Here is a 25,157-nt window from a genome sequence, read left to right on the forward strand (position 1 = left end):
CGTGAGTATCCTCACTCCCGCTTCCCCCGGCGCCGGCTTGCCCGGCCAGGACGCGTCGGCGGCGCCTTTTGATCCGGCGCTGCTGGCGCGGCTGGCCAACGAGCTGTTCGCCGCGCCAGCAGCACCGGCCTGGGCGCCCGGCCAGGTGCCGGGTGCCCAGCCGCCGGCCAACTTCGCACCGCCCGCCTCGCCCCTGTCCAGTCCGGCCGGCACCAGCCAGGGCGTGCCTGGCACTGCCATTCCGCAAGGACTGGCTCCGGGCCTGAACCTGATTCCGTCGTCGCCGCATCAGGTGCTGACACTGGGCAACCGCGCACCCTCGCTGGCTCCTGCCGCACCCGCTGGCAATGGCACGCCGGACAAGGCGTTTGCCGCCCTGCCCGCCTACGAGCCACGCCTGGGTGGTGCTGCCACTGGTGTGCCGCAAGCGGCTGCACCGGTAGCCACGCCTGCTGCGCCCTCCACGGCGGGGTATTACTTCCTCGATGGTGGCCATGGCCATCCCCGTGGAAGTGCGGCGGCACCAGCTGCCGCTGCGCCATCGGCCCCGGCCGGTGCGGCCAGCAGCCCGCAGTATTACTTCCTGCACGCGGTGGAATTGCCCAGTGGCTATGTCACCCCTGCCAAGCCGGCGCCGCACGCGGTGCACCAGCCTGCCGGCGCGCAGCAAGGGGCGGCCTTCGACGTGCATGCGGTGCGCCGGGACTTCCCTATCCTGCAGGAGCGCGTGAATGGCCGGCAACTGATCTGGTTCGACAACGCTGCCACCACGCACAAGCCGCAATCGGTGATCGACCGCATCAGCGAGTTCTATCGCCGGGAGAATTCCAACATCCACCGCGCAGCGCACGAACTGGCCGCGCGTGCCACCGACGCCTACGAAGGCGCACGCGAGCGGGTGCGGGGCTTTCTCAATGCGCCGGATGTGAACGAAGTCATCTTCGTGCGCGGCACCACCGAAGCCATCAACCTGGTCGCCAAGTCCTGGGGCGGCAAGCACGTGGGTGCGGGCGACGAGATCATCGTCTCGCATCTGGAGCACCACGCCAACATCGTCCCCTGGCAGCAACTGGCCGCCGAAAAGGGGGCCAAGCTGCGCGTGATCCCGGTGGACGATTCGGGCCAGGTGCTGCTGGATGAATATGCCAAGCTCTTGAACGAGCGCACCAGGATCGTGGCGGTCACCCAGGTCTCGAATGCCTTGGGCACCGTCACACCGACCAAGCAGATCGTGGAGCTGGCCCGTCTGGCCGGTGCGCGCACGCTGGTCGATGGGGCGCAATCGGTGTCGCACATGCGCACTGACGTGCAGGCGCTGGGCGCGGACTTCTTCGTTTTCTCCGGCCACAAGGTGTTTGGTCCGACCGGCATCGGCGCACTGTGGGGCCGGCGTGAAGTGCTGGAAGACATGCCGCCGTGGCAAGGTGGCGGCAACATGATTGCCGACGTCACTTTCGAGAAGACCATCTTCCAGCCACTGCCCAACACCTTCGAAGCCGGCACCGGCAATATCGCCGATGCCGTCGGACTGGGTGCGGCCATCGATTACGTCAACCGTATCGGCATCGACAACATCGCCGCCTACGAACATGCGCTGCTGGAATACGGCATGCACAAGCTGGGCGAGATCGAAGGCTTGCGTCTGATCGGCACGGCCACCCACAAGGCCAGCGTGATGTCCTTCGTACTCGACGGTTACAGCACCGAGGAAGTCGGCAAGGCGCTCAACCAGGAAGGCATTGCCGTGCGCACCGGGCACCATTGCGCACAGCCGATCCTGCGGCGCTTCGGGGTGGAAACCACGGTACGTCCGTCGCTGGCCTTCTACAACACCTTCGAGGAAATCGACTGCCTGCTGACGGTAGTGCGTCGGCTGGCGGCGCAGCGTCACCGGCGCTGATCCATTCCAGATGGACTTGCAACGGCCGCCTCGTGCGGCCGTTTTTTGTTTTGCATCAGCATCGCAAAAACCGCATAAGCACATGAAAAATGGGCGCAGCGGGATGAGGACAGCTGTCTTAGACTCGGTTCCATTCTCCCTCGCCTGGAACCTGCATGCCCCAAAAATACTCCGACATCGCCATCATCGGCGGCGGTTTTGCCGGCACCGTCACGGCCATCAAGCTGCTGCGCGCCCTGGCGGCCGAGCCGCAGCGCCTGCCCCTGACGCTGACCCTGATCGAGAGCCGTGCCGAGATCGGACGCGGTATCGCCTACAGCACCGACAATCCCGACCATATCGTCAACGGCACGGCACAGTTGTTCGGTCTGTACCCCGAGCAGCCCAATCATCTGCCAGGCTGGCTGGCGGCCAATGCTGCGCGTCACGGCTGGCAGCCCCCGGCAGGCGTGGCCGAGGCCGGTTATGTGGATGCCTTCCCGCCACGCAGCCTTTATGGCGCCTATCTGCAGGACGAATTGCGGCAGGCGCTCAAGGCCGCCGGCCGGCAAGTGCGCTGGCAACCTGTGCAGGGCCGCGTGATCGATCTGCTGCCGCAGGAGTCCGGATACGAACTGATCCTGGAAGATGGCCGCCGCTTGGAGGCCGCACGCACGGTGCTTGCGCTGGGCCTGTTCCGGGCCAGCGGCGCCGGTTTCTTCGCTACGCCGCAAGAGCGCCAGGTCTTGGGAGACCGCTATATCGACGACGTCTGGAGCGCCGCAGCCTGGCAGCCTGGGGCCAATGACCAGGACATCCTGCTGGTGGGCGCCAGCCTGACGGCGCTGGATGCAGCGTTCAATGCCGACCGGGCAGGCTTCCGTGGACGCTTCCACCTGCTCTCGCGCCGTGGTTTGCTGGTCCAGCCACGCCGGGGACTGGCACCGTGGCCGGACCTGCTGGATGCCGAAAAGCTGCCGTCCAGCCTGCGCGACCTCCTGCGCATCACACGCCAGGCGCGCCGCGCCGTGCGCGCCAGCGGTGCCGACTGGCAGCAGTTGCCCCCAGCCATCCGCCCCCACGTACCGGCCCTGTGGGCGCAGGCCAGTGCCAGCGACCGTCGGCGCTTCCTGCGCCATCTGCGGCCTTTCTGGGAAATCTCGCTGCATCGTGCCGGTCCGGAATCGGCCCGCAAGCTGGCGCAGTATCAGGAACAAGGACGCTTCCGGCAACTGGCAGGACGCATTCACGCCCTGCGCAAATCGGGCGACAAGGTCGAGGTGCAATGGCGTGCGCGCGGCAGCGACACCTTGGAGACACTGCTGGTGGATCGCGTTGCCAATGCCGCCGGCTATGAATTCAACTGGCCGCGCATCGCCGATCCGCTGGTGCGTGCGCTGCTGGAACGGCGACTGGTCCGTCCAAATGCCACCGGATTCGGCATCGATGCCGATCCGGCCAGCGGGGCGCTCTTCAACGCCGACGGCCATCTGCAGGAAACGCTCTTTGCGGTCGGCCATCCCTTGCGCGGCGTGTCCTGGGAATCCAATTCCATCGGCGAGCAGCTCATCGGTGCTACCGCGACCGGACTCGCCCTGGCCGCCACGCTGGTGTCCCAGGCCACTGCCAAGGCCGCCTGATTCAACCATTCAATGACTGACAGACCATGAGCCGTACCCAGTACAAATCGCACTCCCCGCGCCACCTCGCCCTCGGCGCCTTCCTGATGCAGACTGGCCATCACATCGCCGGCTGGCGACATCCCGAGGCGCAGGCCGATGCGGGCAGCAACTTCGCGCATTACGTCGCATTGGCCAGGCAAGCTGAAGCCGCCAAGTTCGATGCCATCTTCATCTCGGATTCGGTGGGCGTGCGCAACCGCGACCTCAACTCGCTCTCGCGCACTGCCCGTGCCGACCAGTTCGAGCCGCTCACCCTGCTCTCTGCCCTGGCAGCGGTCACCGAGCGTATCGGGCTGATCGGCACGGCCTCGACCTCCTTCAACGAGCCTTACAACATCGCCCGCAAGTTTGCGTCGCTGGATCAGATCAGTGGCGGCCGTGCAGGATGGAACCTGGTCACCTCCAGCGGCGACGGCGAGGCCGAGAACTTCAATCTGGTCAAGCATCTCGACCACGCCCTGCGCTATGAACGCGCGGCCGAATTCCATCAGGTGGTCCAGGGACTCTGGGACAGCTGGGAAGACGATGCCTTCCCGCGCGACAAGCAAAGCGGCCGCTACCTCGATCCGGCCAAGCTGCATGTACTCAATCACCAGGGCAAACATTTCTCGGTGCGCGGCCCGCTGAACGTGTCGCGCTCGCCGCAGGGACGGCCGGTCGTGGTCCAGGCCGGCGCGTCCGAAGCGGGGCGTGACCTGGCCGCCCGCACGGCTGAAGTGATTTTCGTGGCGCACCAGACCTTTGAGGAAGCACGCAGTTTCTACGCGGATATCAAGCAACGGGCTGCAGCGTACGGACGCACGCCGGACGAAATCAGGATCATGCCGGGCATATTCCCGGTGGTGGCCGCGACCCGCGCCGAAGCGGAAGAGAAATTCCAGGTACTGCAGGAGCTGATCCCGGTGGAAGTCGGGGTGCAATTGCTGTCGCAAATGGTCAGCTTTGATCTGTCGCCCTACCCGGTGGACGGTCCCTTGCCCGAGCTGCCGCCCACCAATGGCGCCAAGAGCCGCCAGCAGCTGATGGTGGACCTGGCCCGGCGCGATGGCCTATCGATCCGCCAGACCTATCTGCGCATCGCCGGCGCACGCGGGCACCAGCAAGTGGTCGGCTCGCCAAAGGATATTGCCGACCTGCTGGAGTTGTGGTTCCGCGAAGGCGGCGCGGATGGCTTCAACATCATGTCTCCAGCGCATCCGGTTGGCCTCACGGACTTCATTACGCTGGTCCTGCCGGAACTGCGCCGGCGTGGTCTCTTCCGCGGCGACTATGAAGGCCGTACCTTGCGCGAACACCTGGGCTTGCGTAGACCCGCTCATCCTGCTGCAGCATGATGTTGCGGGATCTGTGGCAACGTCCATCAGGGCAATTCTCCGCGATCCGCTTCCTGTTGACGGACATGGACGAGACGCTGACGCATCACGGGCGCCTGGCCGCAGCGACCTATGCAGCGCTGGAGCAATTGCAGCAGGCAGGCATCAAGGTCATCCCCGTGACCGCCGCGCCGGCAGGCTGGTGCGACCAGATGGCGCGCATGTGGCCGGTCGATGGCGTCATTGGCGAGAACGGCGGATTCTTTTTCCGGCGTGACGGTGCGCATGGCGTGCATCGTCATTTCTGGCATGGCGATTATGCTGCAGCGGTCATGCAGCAACTGCGTGACAAGGGCGATCTGATCCAGCGCCAGCTGCCTGGGGCACGGCTGGCAGACGACCAGCCATTTCGCCTGACCAGCCTGGCCTTTGCGCGCCAGGGCAATGACGAACTGGAACAGGCGCTGCTGGCTGCCATGCAGTCGCTGGGCCTGGATGCCACCATCAACAATCTGTGGGTACTGGGATGGATAGGCGGCTACGACAAGCTGGCGGCGGCACAACGCGTCCTGCGCGAGCATTACGCAACCGACGATGCCAGCGCGCTGGAGACCTTGGCATACAGTGGGGATTCGCTGAACGACGCGCCCATGTTCGCGCATTATCACCATACCCTGGGGGTATCGACCATTACGGCCTGTCTGCATCAGCTGCCACGCGCACCGGCCTGGATCAGCCAGGGTCCCGGCGGTGCAGGTTTCGTCGAGTTTGCGCAGGCGATCCTGGCTGATCAGCGTCAGTAGAGCCCGGCTTCGGTCCGTTGCGGAAGTTCGCGGTCATAGGCCTCCCCATCGAGCTTGCCGGCACTCAGGCGCTGATGCATGGCCCCCGGCGATGGCAGGCTGCTGCGTTCGACCTGGGCCGAGGCAGACCACAGGGCCGAGCGCACGATGGACTTGGAACAATGGAAGTAGGCGCGCTCGACCTGTACCACGATGACACTGCGCGGCAGCTTGTCCCGTATTTCGAAGCGCGCCAGCAAGGCCGGGTCAGTCGAGATGGTGGCGCGGCCATTGACGCGCAAGGTCTCACCTACCCCCGGGATGAGGAACAGCAGTGAAATACGCGGATCGGCAATGAGGTTGCGCAGGTTGTCGAGCCGGTTGTTGCCCGGCCGGTCGGGGACCACCAGCGTGCGCGCATCGATGATCTGCACGAAGCCGGCCGGGTCTCCCTTGGGCGAACAGTCCAGTCCTTCGCTGCCGGCAGTGGCCAGCACCACGAAGGGGGACGCCCGCACGAAGGCCTGGTAGTCCTCGTTGAGATGATCGATTTCCTTGACGATGGCGCGCTCCCCTGGCTGGCCATACAAGGCTTCCAATTGTTCGACGGTCGTGATGCGCTCGCTCACTGTGCTCTCCTCCAAGTGAATGGCAAGGCCTCAGTATAGCGGGCCATCCTGCAGGTCTCCTTGGCACGAATGCGCATAAGCAAAGCCGGAAATAGTCGTTCCACAATGGGGCGGGTGTTTCTATACTCGCTCCGGTTTGGTGCAGATCGCACCAGATCGCAGCAAGCCTGAAGCCGGGCCGCCACGAGCCCCGGCAGACAGCCTGCCGCGTTCCAGGACATGCGAACAACAAGGAAAACCCATGAAACAAACAATCTTGAAGACGGCGTTCACGCCGCTGTTCATCGCCCTCGCCCTGGCCTCGGGCGCGGCCCACGCCGACAAGCTGGACGACATCAAAAAGGCCGGCGTGCTGCGGGTCGCCGCCTTCGACGGCAACCCGCCGTTCGGCTATGTCGATGCCACGACCAAGAAGATCGTCGGCCTCGATATCGACTATGCCAACGAACTGGGCAAGAAGCTGGGCGTGAAGGTCGAGATCGTCCCGACCAATCCGGCCAACCGCATTCCCCTGCTGACCTCCAACAAGGTCGACCTGGTCTTCGCCAACTTCACCATCACCGAAGACCGCGCCAAGGTAATCGACTTCAGCATTCCCTACATCGCCTCCGGCCAGCAGTTCCTGGCCAAGAAGGGCTTGCTCAAGTCGGCCGATGACATCAAGAAGGTCCGCGTGGGCACCGACAAGGGCACCACCATGGAAACCACCCTGCGCGAGAAGTATCCCGACACCAAGGTCGTGCTCTACGACGACACCCCGCTGGGCCTGGCCGCCCTGCGCAACGGCAACATCCAGGCACTGAGCCAGGATGGCACCAAGCTGACCGCGATCCTGGCGACCCTGCCGGACAAGGACAAGTACGAGATCCCGCCCTTCGCCATCTCCGAAGAATATGAAGGCGTGGGCGTACCCAAGGGCGAGACGCGCCTGGTGAATTACCTCAACGACTGGCTGCGTGAATTGGAGAAAACCGGCACCGCCCAGCAGATCTACGACAAGTGGTTCGGTCCGCAGAGTACGCAGCCGCTGCCGCGTCTGTTCAAGATCGGCGATACGAAGCTGAGCCAGAAATAATTTTCGTCTTGCCACAGTCGGCCGGCGTCATGCCGGCCGTTTTCGTTTTCCGTATCGGACCCCGCATGTTGTCGCATTTCCTCGCCGGCCCCTGGCTGGCTCCCAAACATCTGCTCTGGATGTGGCAGGGTTTCCTGACCACGCTCTGGCTGAGCCTGCTGGTGGCCTTGTTCGCCACCCTGCTGGGCATCGTCCTGGCCAGCGCCCGCGCCAGTACCCTCGCACCGCTGCGCAACGCGGCCGCGTGCTACACCTCGCTTTTTCGCAATACGCCGTTGCTGGTGCAATTGCTGTTCTGGTATTTCGGCGTGCCCAGCCTGTTCCCGGAAGGGACCATGGACTGGCTCAACGCCGACCACGTCCTGAACCTGCTCGGCCCGTTCTCGCTGCGCTGGCCCTCCTTTGAATTCCTCTCGGCCTGGTGCGGGCTGGTGTGCTACTCCACCGCCTACATCGGCGAAGAGATCCGCTCCGGCCTGCGCGGCGTACCGGGCGGCCAGGCCCTGGCGGGTGCGGCCATCGGCATGACGCGGCTGCAGGTGCTGCGCCACATCGTGCTGCCCCAGGCGATCCGGCTGATCCTGCCTTCGCTGCTGGGCCAATACATGAACATCCTCAAAAATACATCCCTGACCATGGGCATCGGCCTGGCCGAACTGTCCTATGCCTCGCGCCAGGTCGAATCGGAAACCTTCCTGGCCTTCCAGGCCTTCGGTGTGGCGACCATCCTTTATATCGCTGCCATCGCCCTGCTCGAAGCGCTGGGACAGGCGCACCTGCGCGCACGCCGTGCGCGGCAAGGGAGGGCATGATGCAGCTGGCCGTGATCGTGGACAACCTGCCCTATCTGCTCTGGGGCAATTATCCGGACGGACCGCTGGGAGGCGCTGCCCTGACCGTGCTGCTGAGCGCCGGTTCAGCCGTGCTCTCGGCGATACTGGGACTGGCGCTGGGCATCCTGCTGGCGGTCGGCCAAGGGCCGTGGCATCGGCTGCTGGTGGTGGTGATCGGCTTTCTGCGGGCGATCCCGGTGCTCATGCTGATCTTCTGGACTTACTTCCTGCTGCCCATCGCTTTCGGCATCGACGTGCCGGGGGTGCTCTCCGTCATGTTCGCGCTGTCACTGGTCAGTGGCGCTTACCTGGCGCATGCGGTGGCCGCCGGCATTGCAGGCATCGGCAGCGGCCAATGGCAGGCCGGCCTGTCGCTGGGCCTGCCGCGCTGGCAGGTGCTGGCCCACATCATCCTGCCGCAGGCGCTGCAGATCATGCTGCCGTCCTTCGTGAACCAATGGGTGACGCTGGTCAAGGACAGTTCACTGGCCTACATCGTAGGCGTGGGCGAGCTCTCCTTCGTGGCGGCACAGGTCAACAGCCGGCTTATGGTCTATCCCGCCGAGGTGTTCCTGCTGGTGGGGCTGCTGTACTTCCTGATGTGCTCGGCACTGGAACAGCTGGCGCTCTGGGTCGGCCGCCGCTTCTCGGCAGAACGCCGCGCGGCGCGCAGGGAGGCGGCGCAACAAGGGACAGCGCTGGCCACTTCGCAGGCCGGAGCAAACACGGCCGGCGCATAAGGATATCGATTTATATTCGTTCCGTGCAGGTGGGCGCATTCATTAGAGTGAGCCCCTCACCTTAACCACGAAAAAAATATCCTCATGCGCAATTCGTTCCACACCTCCACTTCCCGCAGCCTGAGCCAGTTCGCCGCAGCGCTCGCCCTGACCGGCGCTACCGCCTTGCTGGCCAGCGCACCGGCACACGCTGACGCCACCCTCGACAAGATCAAGAGCCGCAACAAGATCGTGGTCGGCGTCATGCTCTCGGGTGGCCCCTTCGGTTCCATCGATCCCTCCACCCAGAAGCCGGTCGGCTGGAATTTCGAACTGGCCCAGAAACTGGCGCAGGACCTGGGTGTGGAGCTGGAGACCGTGCAGGTACAGCCGTCGAACCGCGTGCAGTTGCTGCAGCAGGGCAAAGTCGATGTGCTGATCGCGTCGATGGAATGGAATGCCGAACGCGGCGAGCTGCTGTCCTTCGCGCCGACGCCGTTCTATCGTGTCGGCGGCGTGGCCATCGTCCCCGCCGACAGCAGCATTCGCCGCTGGGAAGACCTGCGCGGCAAGGACATCTGCATCTCCCAGGGCAGCAGCTACATCAAGCCGGTCTCGACCGAATACGGTGCCATTCCCAAGGGGTTCAAGGGCGCGCCCGAATCGCTGCTGGCCCTGCGCGGCGGCAATTGCGTGGCGGCCGTGCATGACGCCACGCTGCTCAATCCGCTGGTGGCCAGCAATCCCGACTGGAAGAACTATCGCACCATCACGCCCGAGCTGATCCCCGGCAATTCGGTGGCCTGGGTGCGCAAGGGCGAGCAGGATACGGCCGCCGCCATCGACCGCGTCATCCAGGGCTGGCACAAGAGCGGCTGGCTGATCGCCACTGAAAAGAAGCTCGACATCACCCCGGCCTCGCCTGCCCTGCCGGAACTGCACAACAAATACAAGAACGGCTGAGTCCCCGGCATGAGTTCCACCGATTGGCCGCAAGCCGCCGTCGCCAGCCTGAAGGCGGCGGGCCTCAATTATGATTTCCTGCTCGCCGCCAGCGAGCGCGCTGCCTTCCTGCACGGACTGGTGGTCACGCTCGAACTGGCGATGGCCGCCATCGTCTGCAGCCTGGTCGCCGGGCTGCTGCTGGCGGCCATGCTGGTCTCGCGCCATGGCTGGCTGGCGCTGCCGGCGCGTGCCTTCGTCGAGGTCACCCGCAATACGCCCACGCTGGTGCAGCTGTATTGCGCCTTCCTGGTGCTCAACATGCTCATCACCGAAGCGCTGAAACTCTCCGGTGGCAATCCGCTGACGCCCTTCCTGTGGGTGGTGGTGGTGATCTCGCTGCACAAGGCGGCGTTTCATGCGGAGGCCCTGCGTGCAGGACTGCAGGCAGTGCCGCCGGTGATGCTGGAGGCGGCGGCCTCGCTGGGGTTCACCACCACGCGCCGCCTGTGGCTGGTGCAGTTTCCGCTGGCCCTGCGCTTTGCCTTGCCCAGCCTGGTCAACAACCTGGTGGACCTGGTCAAGATGACCACCGTGGCCTCGGCCATTGCGGTGGGCGACGTGACCTACCAGGCCATCATGATCTGGAGCCAGCGCGACAACGTACTGGAGCTGATGCTGCTGCTGTTGATTTTCTTCGGCCTGCTGACCTGGCTGGTCAACCGGGGCGGCCGCGCCCTGGAGCACTACTGGAGGATGCCTGGCTATGGCCGATAACACCGAACTGACGGCGCGCCTGCCGGCCTGGCGCAGCGCGCGCAGCATTACCCTGCCAGCCGCAGCGGCATTGGGCATTGCGCTGCTGCTGGCACTGGCCGTGCTGTGGGTCATTCCCGTGTGGACGGCCTCGCCGCTGCTGGGCCACATCCTGCGCTGGCTGCCGGCGCTGCTGTGGGGCATGCTGGCCAATATCCAGATCAGCGTGCTGGCCATTGCCCTGGGCACGGCGGCCGGACTGGTGATCGGGGCGCTGCAATTGTCGCCGGTGCTGCCGGTGGCTACCGTGGCGCGCTGGTATGTGCAGATCTTTCGCAATGCGCCGATGCTGATCCTGATCTACTTCAGCACCTACGTCTTCCCCTTCGAGATCCGCCTGGGCAGCACTTATCTGGCCTTTCCCGACTGGATCAAGGTGACGCTGGGACTGGCGCTGCCCGCCAGCGCCAATGTCGCCGAGATCTTCCGGGGCGCCATCGGCGGCATTCCCTCGGCGCAATGGGAAGCAGCCGCACAGCTGGGGCTGCGCCGTTCGCAGGCCTACCGCTGGGTGATCCTGCCGCAGTGCCTGCGCCGCATGCTGCCGCCGTGGATGAACCTGTACGCCACCATCACCATGGGCACCGCACTGGCTTCGCTGGTGGGTGTGAAGGACCTGCTTGATACCGCGCAGATCGCCAGCAGCACCGTCAACCGGGTCGATTTCACGGTGGCCGTGTATTTCCTGACGCTGCTGCTGTTCTTCCTCTACTGCTATCCGATTTCGCGTTTGACGCAATACCTGGAAAAGAAACATGCCTTCCATTGACTCCCCCGGCCAGGCCCTGGTCAGCCTGCGCGACGTTCACCTGACTCTGGGCGGCAACGCCATCCTGCGCGGCATCGACCTGGAGGTGCAGCGCGGCCAGGCGGTTTCCATCATCGGGCCTTCCGGTTCCGGCAAATCGACCATCCTGCGCTGCATTACCGGTCTGCTGCATCCGCAGCAGGGGCAGATCCTGGTCGATGGCGTGGAACTGGGTTCGCTGCGTTCCGAAGCCCAGCTGGCGCGGCTGCGCCAGCGCGTGGGTTTCGTGTTCCAGCAATACAACCTGTTCCCGCACCTGACCGTGCTGGAAAACCTGGTGATGGCCCCGGTACGCATCCTCGGACTGGACCGCGGCACCGCGCGCAGCCGTGCGCTGGCCCTGCTGGAACGCGTACGCCTGGCCGGCAAGGCCGATGCCTATCCCGGCCAGCTCTCCGGTGGCCAGCAGCAGCGCGTGGCCATTGCACGAGCGCTGGCCATGCAGCCGGAACTGATCCTGTTCGACGAAGTGACCTCGGCGCTGGACCCGGAAATGGTGGGCGAGGTGCTGGCCGTGATCCGCGAGCTGGTACAGGAAGGCATGACCTGCGTACTGGTGACGCACGAGATGCGCTTCGCCGAGGAAGTCAGCGACCAGGTGCATTTCATCGAGAGCGGACGCGTGGTCGAGCACGGCGCAGCCAGCCATATCTTCAGTGCGCCCGACAACGAGCGTACCCGCGCCTTCCTCAACCGCGCCCTCAACGGTGAACGCAGCGCTGCGCGCAACAGTTTTGCGCCCATCGCCTTCAACCAGCTGGCCTTCTCCGTCTAGGCCAGCCCACTTACAGAACAAGGAAATCCGCCATGAGCCTGTCTTCGCAACGCGCCACCGCAGTGGCCGCCACCCTGCAACGCATCCGCCAGATCGAACAACAGCAAGGCATCACCCGCGCCTCGCTGCAGGACATCACCGCCGTGCTGCAGGAACTGGCAACACGCCACGACCTGTTCAACTTCGGTGAGTTCCCGCCGCCGCAGGCCGACAGCGGCAGCACCTCCAAGCGCTACTACCTGAACCAGGAAGGCGCAGAAACCGACAAGGATGACATCGCCCTATACCTGAATTCCATCATTCCCGGCAAGACCACCTTCCCGCACAACCACGATACGTGGGCCGTGATCGTGGCCGTCAGCGGCCAGGAACTCAACCGCCTCTACGAGCGCGAGGATGACCGCAGCAATCCCGAACAGGCGCAGATCCGCGTGGCTCGCGAGCTGGTGGTGGAACCTGGCACGCCAATCAGTTTCCTGCCAGATGACCTGCACAGTATCCACGTGCAGGGCGATACACCTACCTTACACTTCCACCTGTACGGTCGCCCGCTGGACACCCTCACCGGACGCATCGGCATTGATCCGCAGAGCGGCCGCATCCTGAACTACAACCAGAATTTCTTCAACCGCAGCGAGCAGCCAGCATGAGTCACCACCTGCACACTGCACTGATACACGCCGGTACACCTCGCCTGACAGAAGGCACCGGGCCGGTCAATGTGCCGGTCGTCCGGACCAGTACACTTCGCTACGCCAACATGGCCGAATACGACGGCATCCATGAGCGGCGTGCCGCTGGCGAGAACGTGGCCGCCTACGGACGCCACGGCCTGGACACGCACCGAGCACTGGAGTCGGCCATCGCTACCCTGGAAGACGGCCAGCACTGCCTGCTGGCACCCTCCGGTCTGGCTGCCATCACGCTGACCTTGCTGGCCTTGCTGTCGCCGGGTGACCACGCCCTGGTGCAGGACAGCGTCTATTCGCCGCTGCGCCGGGTAGACCAGAGCCTGCTGAAGCGCCTGGGCATCCGCCTGAGCTACTTCTCGCCGGGGAAGGATGATCTCGATGCCCTCATCGAGCCGCAGACCAGGCTGCTCTATCTCGAAGCCCCCAGCTCGCTGCTCTACGAGATCCCCGACCTGCCGGCCCTGGCGGCACGCGCACGCGATCGCGGCGTGCTGGTCGCCACCGACAATACCTGGGCGTCCGGTTATCTGTATCGTCCGCTGGCGCTGGGCGCTGATGTCTCGATCCTGGCCGCGACCAAGTACATCTCGGGTCATTCCGACGTGATGCAGGGCGCGGTGGTGGTCAAGGATGACGGACTGGCACAACAGTTGCGCGAGACCAGCGACAGCCTCGGACTGGCCGTCAGCCCCGACGATGCCTATCTCTCCCTGCGCGGCATCCGGACCCTGCCGGTGCGCATGCAGCAGCACCAGGCCAATGCCTTGCAGGTTGCGCAGTTCCTGCACAGCCATCCGCAGGTGGCGCGGGTGTTCTATCCGGCCTTGCCCTCGGACCCCGGCCATGCGCTCTGGCGGCGCGATTTCAGCGGTGCCAACGGGCTGCTGTCCTTCGCGTTTGCGCAGGGTGATGTGCAGCACGCGCGGCGCTTCATCGATGCGCTGGAACTGTTCGCCATCGGTGCTTCCTGGGGCGGCTATGAAAGCCTGGTCCAGCTGGCCGCACCGGCACGCCTGGCCGAGCACAGCTACTACCAGGGCAATACGCCGGTGGTACGCCTGCACATCGGCCTGGAAAACCCGCATGACCTGATCGACGACCTCTCGCGCGCCTTCCAGGCTGCGCAGGGCTGATGCAAGGAGACTGACATGGCAGACACGATTTCCCCCGCCACCCTGCGCCACTGGCTGGCTGACGGCGCTGAACTGGCGCTGTTCGATGTACGCGAGGCCGGCCAGTTCGGTGAAGGACACCTGTTCTTCGCCGTGCCGCTGCCCTACAGCCGCCTGGAACTGGATGCGCCCCGCCTGGCCCCGCGCAAGGACGTGCGGCTGGTGCTGGTGGACGACGGCGACGGCATCGCCACGCTGGCCGCGGGCCGGCTGGAAGCGCTGGGCTATCGCCAGGTGCTGGTGCTCGATGGCGGCGTGGCCGCCTGGCAGGCCGCCGGACATCCGCTCTTCAAGGGCGTCAACGTCCCCTCCAAGACCTTCGGCGAGCTGGTCGAACACGCCTACGCCACACCGCACATCAGCGCGCACGAGCTGGACCAGTGGCGGCGCCAAGGCAAGCGCTTCGTGCTGCTGGACGGCCGCACGCTGGAAGAACACCACAAGATGACCATCCCCGGATCGGTGGCCTGCCCCAATGGCGAGCTGGCCTATCGCATCGGCACGCTGGTGCCCGATGCGGATGTGCCGGTGGTCATCAATTGCGCGGGCCGCACGCGCAGCATCCTGGGTGCGCAGACGCTGCGCAACCTCGGCCTGGCCAATCCGGTGCTGGCGCTGGAGAACGGTACCCAGGGCTGGTACCTGGCCGGCCTCACGCTGGAACATGGCAGCCGCGCACGCTATCCGGACCAGGTGCCCCAGGACCTGGAGGCCGCGCGTGCCGCAGCCGAACGCCTGCGCCAGCATTTTTCCATTCCGCTGCTGGATGCGGCCCAGGCACAGGCCTGGGTCGATGACACACACCGCACCACCTATGTACTCGATATCCGCAGCGCCGAAGAAGTCCGCGCCGGCACGCTGGCCGGCGCCGCCCACGCGCCTGGCGGGCAGCTGATCCAGGCCACCGACCAGTATGTGGGCGTGCGCCGCAGCCGGCTCATCCTGCTCGACAACGAACAGGTGCGCGCCCCGGTAGTGGCCAGCTGGCTATATCAGCTGGGCTTCGAGGTGGCAGTACTGGCGCAAGGCATCGCCACGCCGCTGCGCCTGCCGACGAAGGACGAGGCCCCGCGGCCTGGTCCCGCAACGGTGGCTCATGCGGACGTGCAAGCGGCGACAGCCCTGATCAAGCAACGCCAGGCGATCTTGCTGGATGTGCGCAGCAGCGAGGCCTACCTCAAGGAACACGCCCTCACCAGTCAATGGCTGTCTCGTGCGCGGGTGGCACATTGGCTCAAGGCACAGCCTTCGCTGCCGGACCAAGTGTTCCTGGTGGCCGACAGTGCCGAAGCAGCAGCGCTGGTCGCTCAGGACCTGCAGGAAAACGGCGTGCGGCAGGTGGCCTGGATTGACGGGCTGGCACCGCTGCAACAGGCTGGATGGCCGACCATCACCGACCCCGCTTCACTGGGCGCGGCTGAACGCATCGATTACCTGTTCTTCGTGCATGACCGCCACGCCGGCAACGCCGAGGCGGCGCGCCAGTACCTGGCCTGGGAGACCGCGCTGGTCGGCCAGTGCAGCCGGGATGAACTGGGCGCGTTCCGGCTCGATTCGCTGCCGCTCTGATCGTCCGCTTCTCCCTCACAACCGGCCTCCGTGCGAGGCCGGTTTTTGTCGTTTCTTGCGGGTTTTTCCTGCGCTTCCTTAGCGTTTTTTCTCCCGCGTCTCCTGCACCACTGCTGGCACCAGCCAGCGCATAAGGTCATACGAATTCATTCGTTTTCCTGCGCAATTCCCCCTTCCTATACTGGCCGCACGCCTTTCGTCCTCCACGACGATCAACCTCCGCCCCCAGAAAGGACCCGCCATGCAACAGGACCGCCGTAGCGTCCTCAAACAACTCGCGGCTGGCAGCGCCGCGCTGCTGACCCTGCCGCTGCACGGCGCACGTGCCGCCGCTACCGGCAATGGCCAGCCGGCCATCATCCGCATCGGCGTAGCGCAGCCGGGCATCGGCAATCCGCCGGTTTTCTCGGGCAGTTCCGCCGCCGTGGCGCATGCCAAGGGATGGGTGGAGGAAGAGTTCAAGGCCGACGGCATCAAGGTCGAGTGGTTCTTCTTCAAGGGGGCGGGGCCGGCGGTCAATGAGGCGCTGACCAACCAGCAGCTGGACTTCGCCTTCCAGGGCGACCTGCCGGCGATCGTGGCACGCGCCGCTGGCCTCAAGACCAAGCTGGTGCTGGCCACCGGTGTGCGTTCCAACATCTATCTGGCCGTGCCGCCGGACTCGCCCATCCAGTCGGTCAAGGACCTGCGCGGCAAGCGCGTGGCCATCTTCAAGGGCACCAATGCACAGTTGCCCATCAACCGCGTGCTGGAAGCCAACGGCCTGCAGGAACGCGACCTGCGCTCCATCAACCTGGACCAGGCGACCACGCTGGCCGCACTCTCCACCAAGGACATCGACGCCGCCTTCGGCAACATCAACCTGCTGCGCCTGCGCGACAAGAACGCCGCTCGCATCGTCTATTCCAGCAAGGGCGGCAATCCCATCTTCACCACCCAGTCGCACGTGCTGGTGACGGAACAGTTTGCCCAGCAATATCCGGAGGCGACCGCGCGCGTGGTCAGGACCTTTGTGAAGGCCGCCAAGTGGGCCTCGGACGAGGTCAACCGGGACGAGGTACTGCATCTCTGGGCCAAGGCGGGTACGCCCTACGAGCACTGGCGCGAAGACTACGAAGGACAGCCGCTGCGGGTGCGCATCAATCCCAATTTCGATCCCTTCCTGATCGCCCGCTACAAGGATTCGGTGGAACAAGCCTACCGCTTCAAGCTCAGCCGCGCCCGCGTGGACGTGGACCAGTGGATCGACCAGCGCTACCTGCAGGCGGCCCTGAAGGAACTGAAGCTGGAAACCTACTGGCCGATCTTCCAGGCCAACGGCAAGATCCTGGGGGCCTGAGCAATGGCCCATTCCTCCGGCACTCTTCCGGCCGCCGCCAGCGTGCCGGCACGCAGCAACAGCGGCCCGGCGCGCAATGCCTACAGCGCCTTCTTCGGGCGCTGGGCCGGCACCTGGCTGGCGCTTCCTTTCCCGCTGGGCTTGCTGCTGCTGTGGGGCGTGTCGGCCCATTACGGCTGGGTCGCCCCCCAGGTGCTGCCTTCGCCGCAGGCGGTGCTCACCACCTTCATCGACCTGGCCCAATCCGGCGAGCTGTGGGACAACCTGTGGATCAGCCTGCTGCGCGTGCTGGCCGGCTTCGGCGTGGGTGTCGTCGGCGGCCTGCTGCTGGGGGTGGCCATGGGGCTCTCGCCGCTGTTCAAGGATTACACCTATCCCTTCTTCAAGGCCTTCAGCCAGGTGCCGGTGCTGGGCTGGCTTCCCTTGCTGATGCTGCTGGTGGGCATCGATGAAGCGCTCAAGATCATCCTCATCGCCAAGGCTGCGCTGGTGCCTATCGCCGTCAACACCTACAAGGGCATCGAGAACGTGCCCTCGCGCTATGTCGAAGTGGCGCGCGTGCTGCAGTTCTCGCGCTGGCAATTGCTGTGGCGGGTGGTGTTCCCGGCCGCGCTGCCGCCGGTCTGGAATGGCGTGCGCTATGGTTTCACGCATGCCTGGTTGGCGCTGGTGGTGGTGGAACTGCTGGCCTCCTCGGAGGGGCTGGGCTACATGATCGTCTTCGGCCGTCAGCTGTTCCAGCTGGACGTGGTGATTGCTGCCGTGGCCGTGGTCGGCGTGGTGGGCTACCTGGGCGACCAGTTGCTGGCCCGCATCGAAGTCGTCCTGCTCGGCTGGCGCCGTAGCGGCTTCTGAGGAGTTGCGCATGATTCCGTATTTCAACAAGACCCGTCATCAGCGCGACCGCCATCCGGTGCCGCCCTTCCTGCGCGGCTGGGTGCTGCCCATCGCCCTGGTGCTGCTGTGGTGGCTGGCCGCGCGCCTGCACTGGTCGGATTCGCCGCTGCTGGTGCCGCCGGGCAAGGTGTGGGACACCGCCGTGCAGCAGGTCGCCAGCGGCGAACTGGTGCGCGCCCTGGCCGCCAGCCTGCGGCGCGACCTGATCGGGCTGGCCATCGGGGTCAGTGCTGGGCTGGTGTTCGGGATCGCCTTCGGCTTGTCGCGCCTGTTCGAAAAAATGATCGGCCCGACCTTCCATACCTTGAAGCAGATTTCGCTGTTCGCCTGGATTCCGCTGTTGTCGGTGTGGTTCGGACTGGGGGATGCCGCCAAGGTGGCCTTCCTCTCGTTGGCGGCCTTTTTCCCGGTGGTGTTGAACACCTTCGAAGGCATCCGCAGCGTGCCCGGCGAACTGATCGAGGCGGCCCGCGTGCTCAAGTTCACGCGCCGCCAGTGGCTGACCAAGCTGGTGCTGCCGGCCGCCGCGCCCTCCATCCTGGCGGGCATCCACCTGGCGCTGGTGTACGCCTGGCTGGCCACGCTGGGTGCCGAATACCTGCTGGTCTCGGGCCAAGGCATCGGCAACACCATGATCGATGGCCGTGAACTGTTCCTGATGGACCTGGTGATCTTCGGCGTGATCGTGGTGGGGCTGGTGGGCTTTGCCCTGAACTGGCTGGCCGCACGGCTCGAACGCCGCCTGCTGGCCTGGCGCGGACGCTCGGTGGCGCAATTCTGAGATCGAACAAGAACGGAAATTCCCAACAAGGAGTCAAGATGGCGCAAGCCGGTACGCTGGAAATCCAGCACCTGAGCAAATCCTACGCAGTCAAGGAAGGCGACCTGGCCGTCCTGGAAGACGTGACCCTGCACATCGCCCCGGGCGAATTCGTCAGCATCGTCGGCACCAGCGGCTGCGGCAAGTCCACCCTGCTGCGCCTGATCGTGGGCCTGGAAGACCAGTACCAGGGCCAGGTCCTGCTGGATGGCCAGCGCATCGTCGGCACCAGCCTGCAACGGGGAATCGTGTTCCAGGAGCATCGTCTGTTCCCCTGGCTGACGGTGGAGGGCAACATTGAACTGGGCCTGCTCAATGCCCCCGGCACGCCCGCGCAGAAGCGCGAAGCGGTGCGCGAGCACATCGCCCTGGTCGGCCTGCAGGGCTTCGAGAAATCCTATCCGCACCAGCTCTCCGGCGGCATGGCCCAGCGCGTAGCCATTGCCCGTGCGCTGGTGAGCAAGCCCGAGATCCTGCTGCTGGACGAACCCTTCGGCGCGCTCGACGCCATGACCCGCGCCTACCTGCAGCAGGAGCTGCATCGCGTCTGGCAGGCCGAGGGTATCACCATGATCCTGGTGACCCATGATGTGGAAGAAGCGGTCTACCTCGGCGACAAGGTGGTGGTGATGGAACCGCGTCCGGGCCGCGTGCGGCGCATCGTCCCGGTCAATTTGGCGCATCCGCGTGCGCGTGGCGAGGCGGATTTTGCCGCTGTGAAGCAAAAGGTCCTGGACGAGTTCTCCCACGACAGTGCCAGCCTGGCCGAAGCGCCGCTCAAAGCGGATCCCGGGACTGTGCCCCAGCTGCCGGCCGCGCTGTGGCAATTCGCGATATGAAGGAATTGGTAAAAAACCAGAACCGCCGCCGTTTCCTGCGGGGCGGTGGCGCACTGGCCGGGGCTGCCCTGGCCTCCACCGCATCGGCCGTCGGCGCGCTGGCGGGACAGGCCCAGCCGCTGGAGGTGGCCCCGTGGAGCAAGACGCCAGGCGAGCCGGCCCTGTGGCATCCCTACGGCCAGCCCTCTCCCTTCGAGGACAAGGTGGTGCGCCGCTCGCGCGGTGCAGCGCCCTTCCCCGGTGCCAATTCTTCGATGACGCCGCTGCAGGACCTGTTCGGCATCATCACCCCGACCGGCCTGGTATTCGAACGCCATCACGCCGGCATCCCGCTGATCGATCCAGCCCAACATCGACTGGCAGTGCATGGGCTGGTGGCGCGGCCGACGCTGTTTTCCATGGACGACCTGGTGCGCCTGCCGTCGGTGTCGCGCATCCATTTCCTGGAGTGTTCCGGCAACACGGGGCGGGAATGGAAAGGTCCCGGCACGGCCTCGCTGCAGTTCAGCCATGGCTTGCTGTCCTGCTGCGAGTGGACCGGCGTGCCGCTATCGGTCCTGCTGGAGGAAGTAGGCGTGGACCCGCAAGCCGCCTGGATCCTGGCCGAAGGCGCGGATGCGGCCGGCATGACGCGCAGCATCCCGATGGCCAAGGCGCTCGATGACGCGCTGCTGGTCTATGCGCAGAACGGGGAGCGCCTGCGGCCCGAACACGGTTATCCCTTGCGCCTGTTTCTGCCGGGTTTCGAAGGCAACATGAGCGTGAAGTGGCTGCGCCGGCTCAAGGTCGGGCGCGAACCCTTCATGTCCCGCGAGGAGACCTCGAAATACACCGACTCCCTGCCCGATGGCACGGCGCGCCAATTCACTTTCCTGATGGAGACCAAGTCCGTCATCACCTTCCCGGCACCGGACCACCGGCTGCGCGAGCCCGGTTTCTACCAGATCGCCGGACTGGCCTGGACCGGGCGCGGGCGCATCCGGCGCGTCGATGTCTCGGTGGACGGCGGGCGCAACTGGCAGGAGGCGCGCCTGCAGGAGCCGGTGCTGGACCGCGCCCTGACCCGCTTCACCCTGCCCTGGCGCTGGGATGGCGCGCCTGCCGTGCTGCAGAGCCGCGCCATCGACGAGACCGGCTACGTGCAGCCGAGCGGACGGCAACTGGTCCACGCCCGTGGACTGGAATCGAATTATCACTTCAATGCAATCCAGAGCTGGAAGGTAGGCGCCGATGGGATCATCAGCAATGTGCAGGTCTGAGCGCGTCTGGTTGGTGCTGGCGCTGCTGATGACGATGGCCGGCAGCAGCAGCGCGGCCGAACGCCTCGCCCTGGGCCAGCCGCTGTCGGACGCCCAACTGGCGCGCTGGAACATCGATGTCGATGCGCAAGGGCGCGGCCTGCCTGCCGGCCGGGGCAGCGTGGCACAGGGCCAGCGGATCTACGCCCAGACCTGCGCGGCCTGCCATGGCGACAAGGGCCAGGGCAATCCGGCCGATGCGCTGGTCGGCGGCCAGGGCAGCCTGGCCACGGCCAAGCCGCTCAAGACCATCGGCAGCTTCTGGCCGTACGCCACCACGGTCTTCGATTTCATCAACCGTGCCATGCCCTACAACGCGCCCAAGAGCCTGAGCGCCGATGAGGTCTATGCGGTGACGGCCTACCTGCTGCATCTCAACGGCATCGTCCCGGCCAACACGGTCCTGGACGCCGCCAGCCTGCCGCAGGTGCGCATGCCCAACCGCGACGGCTTCATCGGTGACACCCGGCCCGACACCAGCAACGTAGCCTGCCAGTATTGTTCGCCGCCGGCCGCCGCCTCAACGCAGTAAGGATTTTCTTTTCCGCAGCACAGAGCCCGCAGTCCCATCCAACAAGGAGATTCGCCATGTCTGACACCCTGCTTGACATCCACCCGGTCGCCGGCCGCATCGGCGCTGAAGTGCGCAACATCCGCCTCTCGGCCGAGCTCGATACGGCCACCTTCGCTGCCGTGCGGGCGGCGCTGCTGCGCTACAAGGTGCTGTTCTTCCGTGGCCAGCATCATCTGGACGATGCCGCGCAGGAAGCCTTCGGCAAGCTGTGGGGCGAGCTGGTGGCGCACCCCACGGTACCGGTGCGCGATGGCACCGACTATCTGCTGGAGCTGGACTCCGAACATGGCGGCCGCGCCAACTCGTGGCACACCGATGTCACCTTCGACCTGGCCTACCCGCAGGCCTCGATCCTGCGCGGCGTGGTGATCCCGGCCGCAGGCGGCGATACGGTCTGGGCCAATACCGCCCAGGCCTACCTGGACCTGCCGGCGCCGCTGCGCGCACTGGCCGACCAGCTGTGGGCGCTGCATACCAACGAATACGACTACGCCTCGCGCTTCAATACCAGCGAAGCGGGCCTGAAACGCTACCGCGAGATCTTCACCTCCACCCTCTACGAGACCGAGCACCCGGTGGTGCGGGTGCATCCGGAGACCGGGGAACGCACGCTGGTGCTGGGCCACTTCGTCAAGAAGCTGCTGGGCTATCCGACCTCCGACTCGGACCATCTGCTGAAACTGCTGGAGAGCTACGTGATCCGTCTGGAAAACACCGTGCGCTGGCGCTGGTCCGTGGGTGACGTCGCCATCTGGGACAATCGCGCCACCCAGCATTACGCCATCAACGACTACGGCGACCAGCATCGCGTGGTACGCCGCGTGACCGTGGCCGGTGACGTGCCGGTATCGGTGGATGGCCGCCAGAGCGTCTCGCGCAACGTGCGCCGCCAGGCCGCCGATTCGGTGCGTGCGCCCGAGGGCGTGGGGCAGCAGGCGGCGGTGCTGTCATGAGCACCCCGCGCCGTCAGATCAAGCTGGGGGCCTTCGTGATGGCCACCGGCCATCACGTGGCGGGCTGGCGTCATCCGGGTGCGCAGCCGGATGCGGGGCAGAACATCGCCCACTACAGGCAGATCGCCCAGGCCGCCGAGCGCGCCAAGTTCGATGCGCTGTTCCTGGCCGATGGCGTGGCCATCCGTGCGCATGACCAGGAGACCCTGCATCGCACCGCCCGCGCGGCCTCCTTCGAACCCTTGACGCTGCTGTCGGCCCTGTCACAGGTAACCGAACGCATCGGGCTGGTCGCCACCGTCTCGACCACCTACAACGAGCCCTATCACGTGGCCCGCAAGTTCGCCTCCCTGGATCATCTCAGCGACGGCCGCGCAGGCTGGAACGTGGTGACCTCGTGGTCCGAACACGAGGCGCAGAACTTCAACCTGGACAAGCATCCCGAGCACGCTGCCCGCTACCAGCGCGCCGAGGAATTCGTCGATGTGGTGCGCGGACTGTGGGACAGCTGGGAAGACGATGCCTTCCTCTACGACCGCGAGAGCGGCCTGCTCTTCGATCCCGAGAAACTGCACACCCTGCATCACCACGGCCAGCATTTCTCGGTCAAGGGACCGCTCAACGTGGCGCGGCCGGTGCAGGGCCATCCGGTGATCGTGCAGGCCGGTTCCTCCGAGGCTGGACAGGACCTGGCCGCCCGCACGGCCGAAGTGATTTTCACGGCCCAGCAGTCGCTGGCCGATGCGCAGGCCTTCTACACCAGCCTCAAATCGCGCATGGCGCGCCATGGCCGTGACCCGGACCAGCTCAAGATCATGCCGGGCGTGTTCCCGGTGGTCGGGCGCAGCCACAGCGAAGCGCAGGAAAAATATGAAGAACTGCAATCCCTGATCCATCCCAGTGTCGGGCTGTCGATGCTGCAGCAGCATCTGGGCGGCATCGACCTGTCCGGCTATCCGCTGGACGGACCGCTGCCGGAAGATCTGCGCGAGCCCAACGGGTCAAAGAGCCGTTTCCAGCTGGTCACGGCACTGGCACGGCGCGAGGGGCTGACGCTGCGCCAGCTTTACCTGCGCCTGGCGACGGCGCGCGGACATTGGTCGCTCTATGGCACACCGGAGAGCATCGTCGATGAGCTGGAGGCGTGGTTCACCCAAGGCGGTGCCGACGGCTTCAACATCATGCCGCCGACCTTGCCGGGCGGGCTGGACGATTTCATTGCGCTGGTGCTGCCGGAGTTGCGGCGGCGCGGTTTGTTCCGCACCGAATACGAGGGCCGGACCTTGCGAGAGAACCTTGGACTGGCCAGGCCCGCGCACCAACGGCCGAGCCGGCCGGATAGCGCGCTGACCAAGGTGGCGTAGCAAGGTTCGGAACAGGTTTGCGCGGGTATGCGCCGCCCGCGCAAGCTAAGAAGAATTTCGCAGTTTGGTCCGGCGCTGCATGACCCTATGATGTCCTCATCCTTGCCATCCGCTGCAAGGCCGATTCCCGGACCTCTTCAGACACGACCTCATGAGCACAATCTCTCCCGACCTCCTGCAACGCATCGCCGACGGCGCTGCCCAGCGCGACGCCCAGCGCGAACAACCCTTTGACGTCATCGCCGAGGTCAAGGCCACCGGTTTCGGTGCCGGCCGCCTCGACGCCGACTACGGCGGTGGCGGCGCGAGCTTCGTCGAGACGCTCGATACGGCCATCCAGCTGGGTGCGGCCGATCCCAACGTCGCCCACATCTGGCGCAATCACCACGTCGCCCTCGAACGCCTGCTCAATGCACCTCTGCAGCATGCGGGCGTGCAGCGCCTGCGCGAGCGCGTGCGGGCCGGAGATCTGGTCGGCGCTTCCCACACCGAACTGGGCCAGCCCCAGATTGGCGGTAACGCACCGCTGGCCACGCGCCTGGTGCGCCAGGGCGATCACTACGTACTCAACGGCCAGAAGTTCTATTCCACCGGCTCGCTCTTCGCCGACTGGCTGCACGTGACCGTGTCGGTCGAGGATGGCCGCCGCGCCGTCGTGCTGCTGCCGCGCCAGCGTGAAGGCGTGCAGACTGTCGACGACTGGTTCGGCATGGGCCAGCGCCTCACCGGCAGTGGTACGACCGTCTTCGAAAACGTGGTGGTGGCCGCCGACGAAGTGGTCCTGCCGGATCAGGTACCGGCGCGCCAGGCTGTCTTCGGCTCGACCATCGCCCAGCTCTTCCTGACCTCGGTGATCGCCGGCGTGGTCAGCGCCGTTGCCCGTGACGGTGCCGCCCTGCTGGGCAAGCGCAAGCGCAATTACTACTACGCGCCTACGCCCTCGGCTGCGCAGGATCCCATCCTCCTGACCGCCCTGGGCGAACGCGATGCCGATGCCTTCGCCACCCGCGCCGTGGTGCTGGCCGCGGCCGCTGAAGCCGACCGCGCCTATGCCGCCCTGAAGGCCAATGCGTCTGACGCCGATGATCGCCTGCAAGATGCGGCCGCTGCCGCCGCCCGCGCCAAGATCACGGTGGACCGCATCGCCCATCACGCCGCCACGGCGCTGTTCGATATCGCCGGGGCCTCGGCCACGCTCGCGCAGTTCAACCTGGATCGCCACTGGCGCAATATCCGCACCATCTCCACCCACAACCCGACCTCGCACAAGGCCTATGCGCTGGGCAACCTGAGCGTGAACCAGGTCCGGCTGCCCACGCAAGGCTTCTTCTGAGCCTGACCCTGCCCGTAATACCCTGCGCCCGCCAGGGTTTTCATTTGGTTAGTT

The 25,157-nt window shown here is 65.7% G+C and carries 24 protein-coding genes; 23 read left to right on the plus strand and 1 reads right to left on the minus strand.

Going from position 1 to position 25,157, the window contains the following annotated elements:
- Position 1: 1 nt before the first annotated feature.
- The 4 genes from J2X56_RS03415 (at position 2) to J2X56_RS03430 (ending at position 5,677) form a co-directional block, all read left to right on the plus strand.
- The gene (locus J2X56_RS03415) at positions 2-1,900 is read left to right on the plus strand and encodes a family 2A encapsulin nanocompartment cargo protein cysteine desulfurase (protein ID WP_121045472.1); all 1,899 of its coding nucleotides are present in this window, start codon (positions 2-4) and stop codon (positions 1,898-1,900) included.
- A gap of 155 nt (positions 1,901-2,055) precedes the next feature.
- Positions 2,056-3,519, plus strand: coding sequence for an FAD/NAD(P)-binding protein (locus J2X56_RS03420; protein ID WP_121045474.1), 1,464 nt, complete (start codon positions 2,056-2,058; stop codon positions 3,517-3,519).
- 26 nt (positions 3,520-3,545) lie between these two features.
- Positions 3,546-4,895, plus strand: coding sequence for an LLM class flavin-dependent oxidoreductase (locus J2X56_RS03425; protein ID WP_121045476.1), 1,350 nt, complete (start codon positions 3,546-3,548; stop codon positions 4,893-4,895).
- Between the two features lie 2 nt (positions 4,896-4,897).
- Entirely contained in the window at positions 4,898-5,677 is a 780-nt protein-coding gene (locus tag J2X56_RS03430) for an HAD-IIB family hydrolase (RefSeq protein WP_375166009.1), read from the plus strand.
- Here the strand turns inward: J2X56_RS03430 and J2X56_RS03435 are convergent.
- Positions 5,671-6,285, minus strand: a complete 615-nt coding sequence (locus J2X56_RS03435; protein WP_121045478.1) for a pyridoxamine 5'-phosphate oxidase family protein — start codon at positions 6,283-6,285, stop codon at positions 5,671-5,673. The two genes, J2X56_RS03430 and J2X56_RS03435, sit on opposite strands and share 7 nt — an antisense overlap.
- Positions 6,286-6,526: 241 nt before the next feature.
- On the opposite strand from J2X56_RS03435, the gene J2X56_RS03440 reads away from it, so the two are divergent.
- The 19 genes from J2X56_RS03440 to J2X56_RS03530 all read left to right on the plus strand — a co-directional run bounded on the left by J2X56_RS03440 (position 6,527) and on the right by J2X56_RS03530 (position 25,103).
- Positions 6,527-7,360: an ABC transporter substrate-binding protein gene (locus J2X56_RS03440; RefSeq protein WP_310158234.1), complete on the plus strand. Its 834-nt coding sequence runs from the start codon at positions 6,527-6,529 to the stop codon at positions 7,358-7,360.
- Between the two features lie 65 nt (positions 7,361-7,425).
- Complete coding sequence (locus tag J2X56_RS03445; RefSeq protein ID WP_121045687.1) at positions 7,426-8,172, plus strand: amino acid ABC transporter permease; 747 nt, start codon at positions 7,426-7,428, stop codon at positions 8,170-8,172.
- On the plus strand, positions 8,172-8,933 hold the full coding sequence (locus tag J2X56_RS03450) for an amino acid ABC transporter permease (protein WP_199725152.1): 762 nt from the start codon (positions 8,172-8,174) through the stop codon (positions 8,931-8,933). The genes J2X56_RS03445 and J2X56_RS03450 overlap by 1 nt, the downstream gene beginning before the upstream one ends.
- A gap of 84 nt (positions 8,934-9,017) precedes the next feature.
- Positions 9,018-9,875 carry a transporter substrate-binding domain-containing protein gene (locus J2X56_RS03455; RefSeq protein ID WP_204726391.1) on the plus strand — a complete coding sequence of 286 codons (858 nt, stop codon included), beginning with the start codon at positions 9,018-9,020 and terminating at the stop codon, positions 9,873-9,875.
- 9 nt (positions 9,876-9,884) lie between these two features.
- Entirely contained in the window at positions 9,885-10,631 is a 747-nt protein-coding gene (locus J2X56_RS03460; RefSeq protein WP_134136344.1) for an amino acid ABC transporter permease, read from the plus strand.
- Positions 10,621-11,439: an amino acid ABC transporter permease gene (locus tag J2X56_RS03465; protein ID WP_121045489.1), complete on the plus strand. Its 819-nt coding sequence runs from the start codon at positions 10,621-10,623 to the stop codon at positions 11,437-11,439. Before J2X56_RS03460 ends, J2X56_RS03465 begins: the two co-directional genes overlap by 11 nt.
- Entirely contained in the window at positions 11,426-12,253 is an 828-nt protein-coding gene (locus J2X56_RS03470; RefSeq protein WP_121045491.1) for an amino acid ABC transporter ATP-binding protein, read from the plus strand. Before J2X56_RS03465 ends, J2X56_RS03470 begins: the two co-directional genes overlap by 14 nt.
- A 32-nt stretch (positions 12,254-12,285) precedes the next feature.
- Positions 12,286-12,903, plus strand: coding sequence for a cysteine dioxygenase family protein (locus J2X56_RS03475; protein WP_209569793.1), 618 nt, complete (start codon positions 12,286-12,288; stop codon positions 12,901-12,903).
- Positions 12,900-14,078, plus strand: coding sequence for a cystathionine beta-lyase (gene metC, locus J2X56_RS03480; RefSeq protein ID WP_209569790.1), 1,179 nt, complete (start codon positions 12,900-12,902; stop codon positions 14,076-14,078). The genes J2X56_RS03475 and metC overlap by 4 nt, the downstream gene beginning before the upstream one ends.
- Positions 14,079-14,093: 15 nt before the next feature.
- Positions 14,094-15,686: a rhodanese-like domain-containing protein gene (locus J2X56_RS03485; protein ID WP_310158244.1), complete on the plus strand. Its 1,593-nt coding sequence runs from the start codon at positions 14,094-14,096 to the stop codon at positions 15,684-15,686.
- Positions 15,687-15,927: 241 nt separating this feature from the next.
- On the plus strand, positions 15,928-17,025 hold the full coding sequence (locus J2X56_RS03490) for an aliphatic sulfonate ABC transporter substrate-binding protein (RefSeq protein ID WP_121045500.1): 1,098 nt from the start codon (positions 15,928-15,930) through the stop codon (positions 17,023-17,025).
- A 3-nt stretch (positions 17,026-17,028) separates the two neighbouring features.
- On the plus strand, positions 17,029-17,880 hold the full coding sequence (locus J2X56_RS03495) for an ABC transporter permease (protein ID WP_310158248.1): 852 nt from the start codon (positions 17,029-17,031) through the stop codon (positions 17,878-17,880).
- Positions 17,881-17,890: 10 nt separating this feature from the next.
- The gene (locus tag J2X56_RS03500) at positions 17,891-18,703 is read left to right on the plus strand and encodes an ABC transporter permease (RefSeq protein ID WP_121045504.1); all 813 of its coding nucleotides are present in this window, start codon (positions 17,891-17,893) and stop codon (positions 18,701-18,703) included.
- A gap of 38 nt (positions 18,704-18,741) precedes the next feature.
- Positions 18,742-19,581: an ABC transporter ATP-binding protein gene (locus J2X56_RS03505; RefSeq protein ID WP_310158253.1), complete on the plus strand. Its 840-nt coding sequence runs from the start codon at positions 18,742-18,744 to the stop codon at positions 19,579-19,581.
- Entirely contained in the window at positions 19,578-20,840 is a 1,263-nt protein-coding gene (gene soxC, locus J2X56_RS03510) for a sulfite dehydrogenase (protein ID WP_310158255.1), read from the plus strand. Before J2X56_RS03505 ends, soxC begins: the two co-directional genes overlap by 4 nt.
- Positions 20,827-21,411, plus strand: coding sequence for a c-type cytochrome (locus J2X56_RS03515; RefSeq protein ID WP_409025200.1), 585 nt, complete (start codon positions 20,827-20,829; stop codon positions 21,409-21,411). Before soxC ends, J2X56_RS03515 begins: the two co-directional genes overlap by 14 nt.
- 56 nt (positions 21,412-21,467) lie before the next feature.
- Positions 21,468-22,406: a TauD/TfdA family dioxygenase gene (locus tag J2X56_RS03520; protein WP_310158256.1), complete on the plus strand. Its 939-nt coding sequence runs from the start codon at positions 21,468-21,470 to the stop codon at positions 22,404-22,406.
- Positions 22,403-23,770 carry an LLM class flavin-dependent oxidoreductase gene (locus tag J2X56_RS03525; RefSeq protein WP_204726402.1) on the plus strand — a complete coding sequence of 456 codons (1,368 nt, stop codon included), beginning with the start codon at positions 22,403-22,405 and terminating at the stop codon, positions 23,768-23,770. Before J2X56_RS03520 ends, J2X56_RS03525 begins: the two co-directional genes overlap by 4 nt.
- A 151-nt stretch (positions 23,771-23,921) precedes the next feature.
- Positions 23,922-25,103, plus strand: coding sequence for an acyl-CoA dehydrogenase family protein (locus J2X56_RS03530; protein ID WP_121045516.1), 1,182 nt, complete (start codon positions 23,922-23,924; stop codon positions 25,101-25,103).
- Positions 25,104-25,157 lie beyond the last annotated feature (54 nt).

The organism is Herbaspirillum sp. 1173 (assembly GCF_031455335.1).
Taxonomy (GTDB): Bacteria; Pseudomonadota; Gammaproteobacteria; order Burkholderiales; family Burkholderiaceae_D; genus Herbaspirillum; species Herbaspirillum huttiense.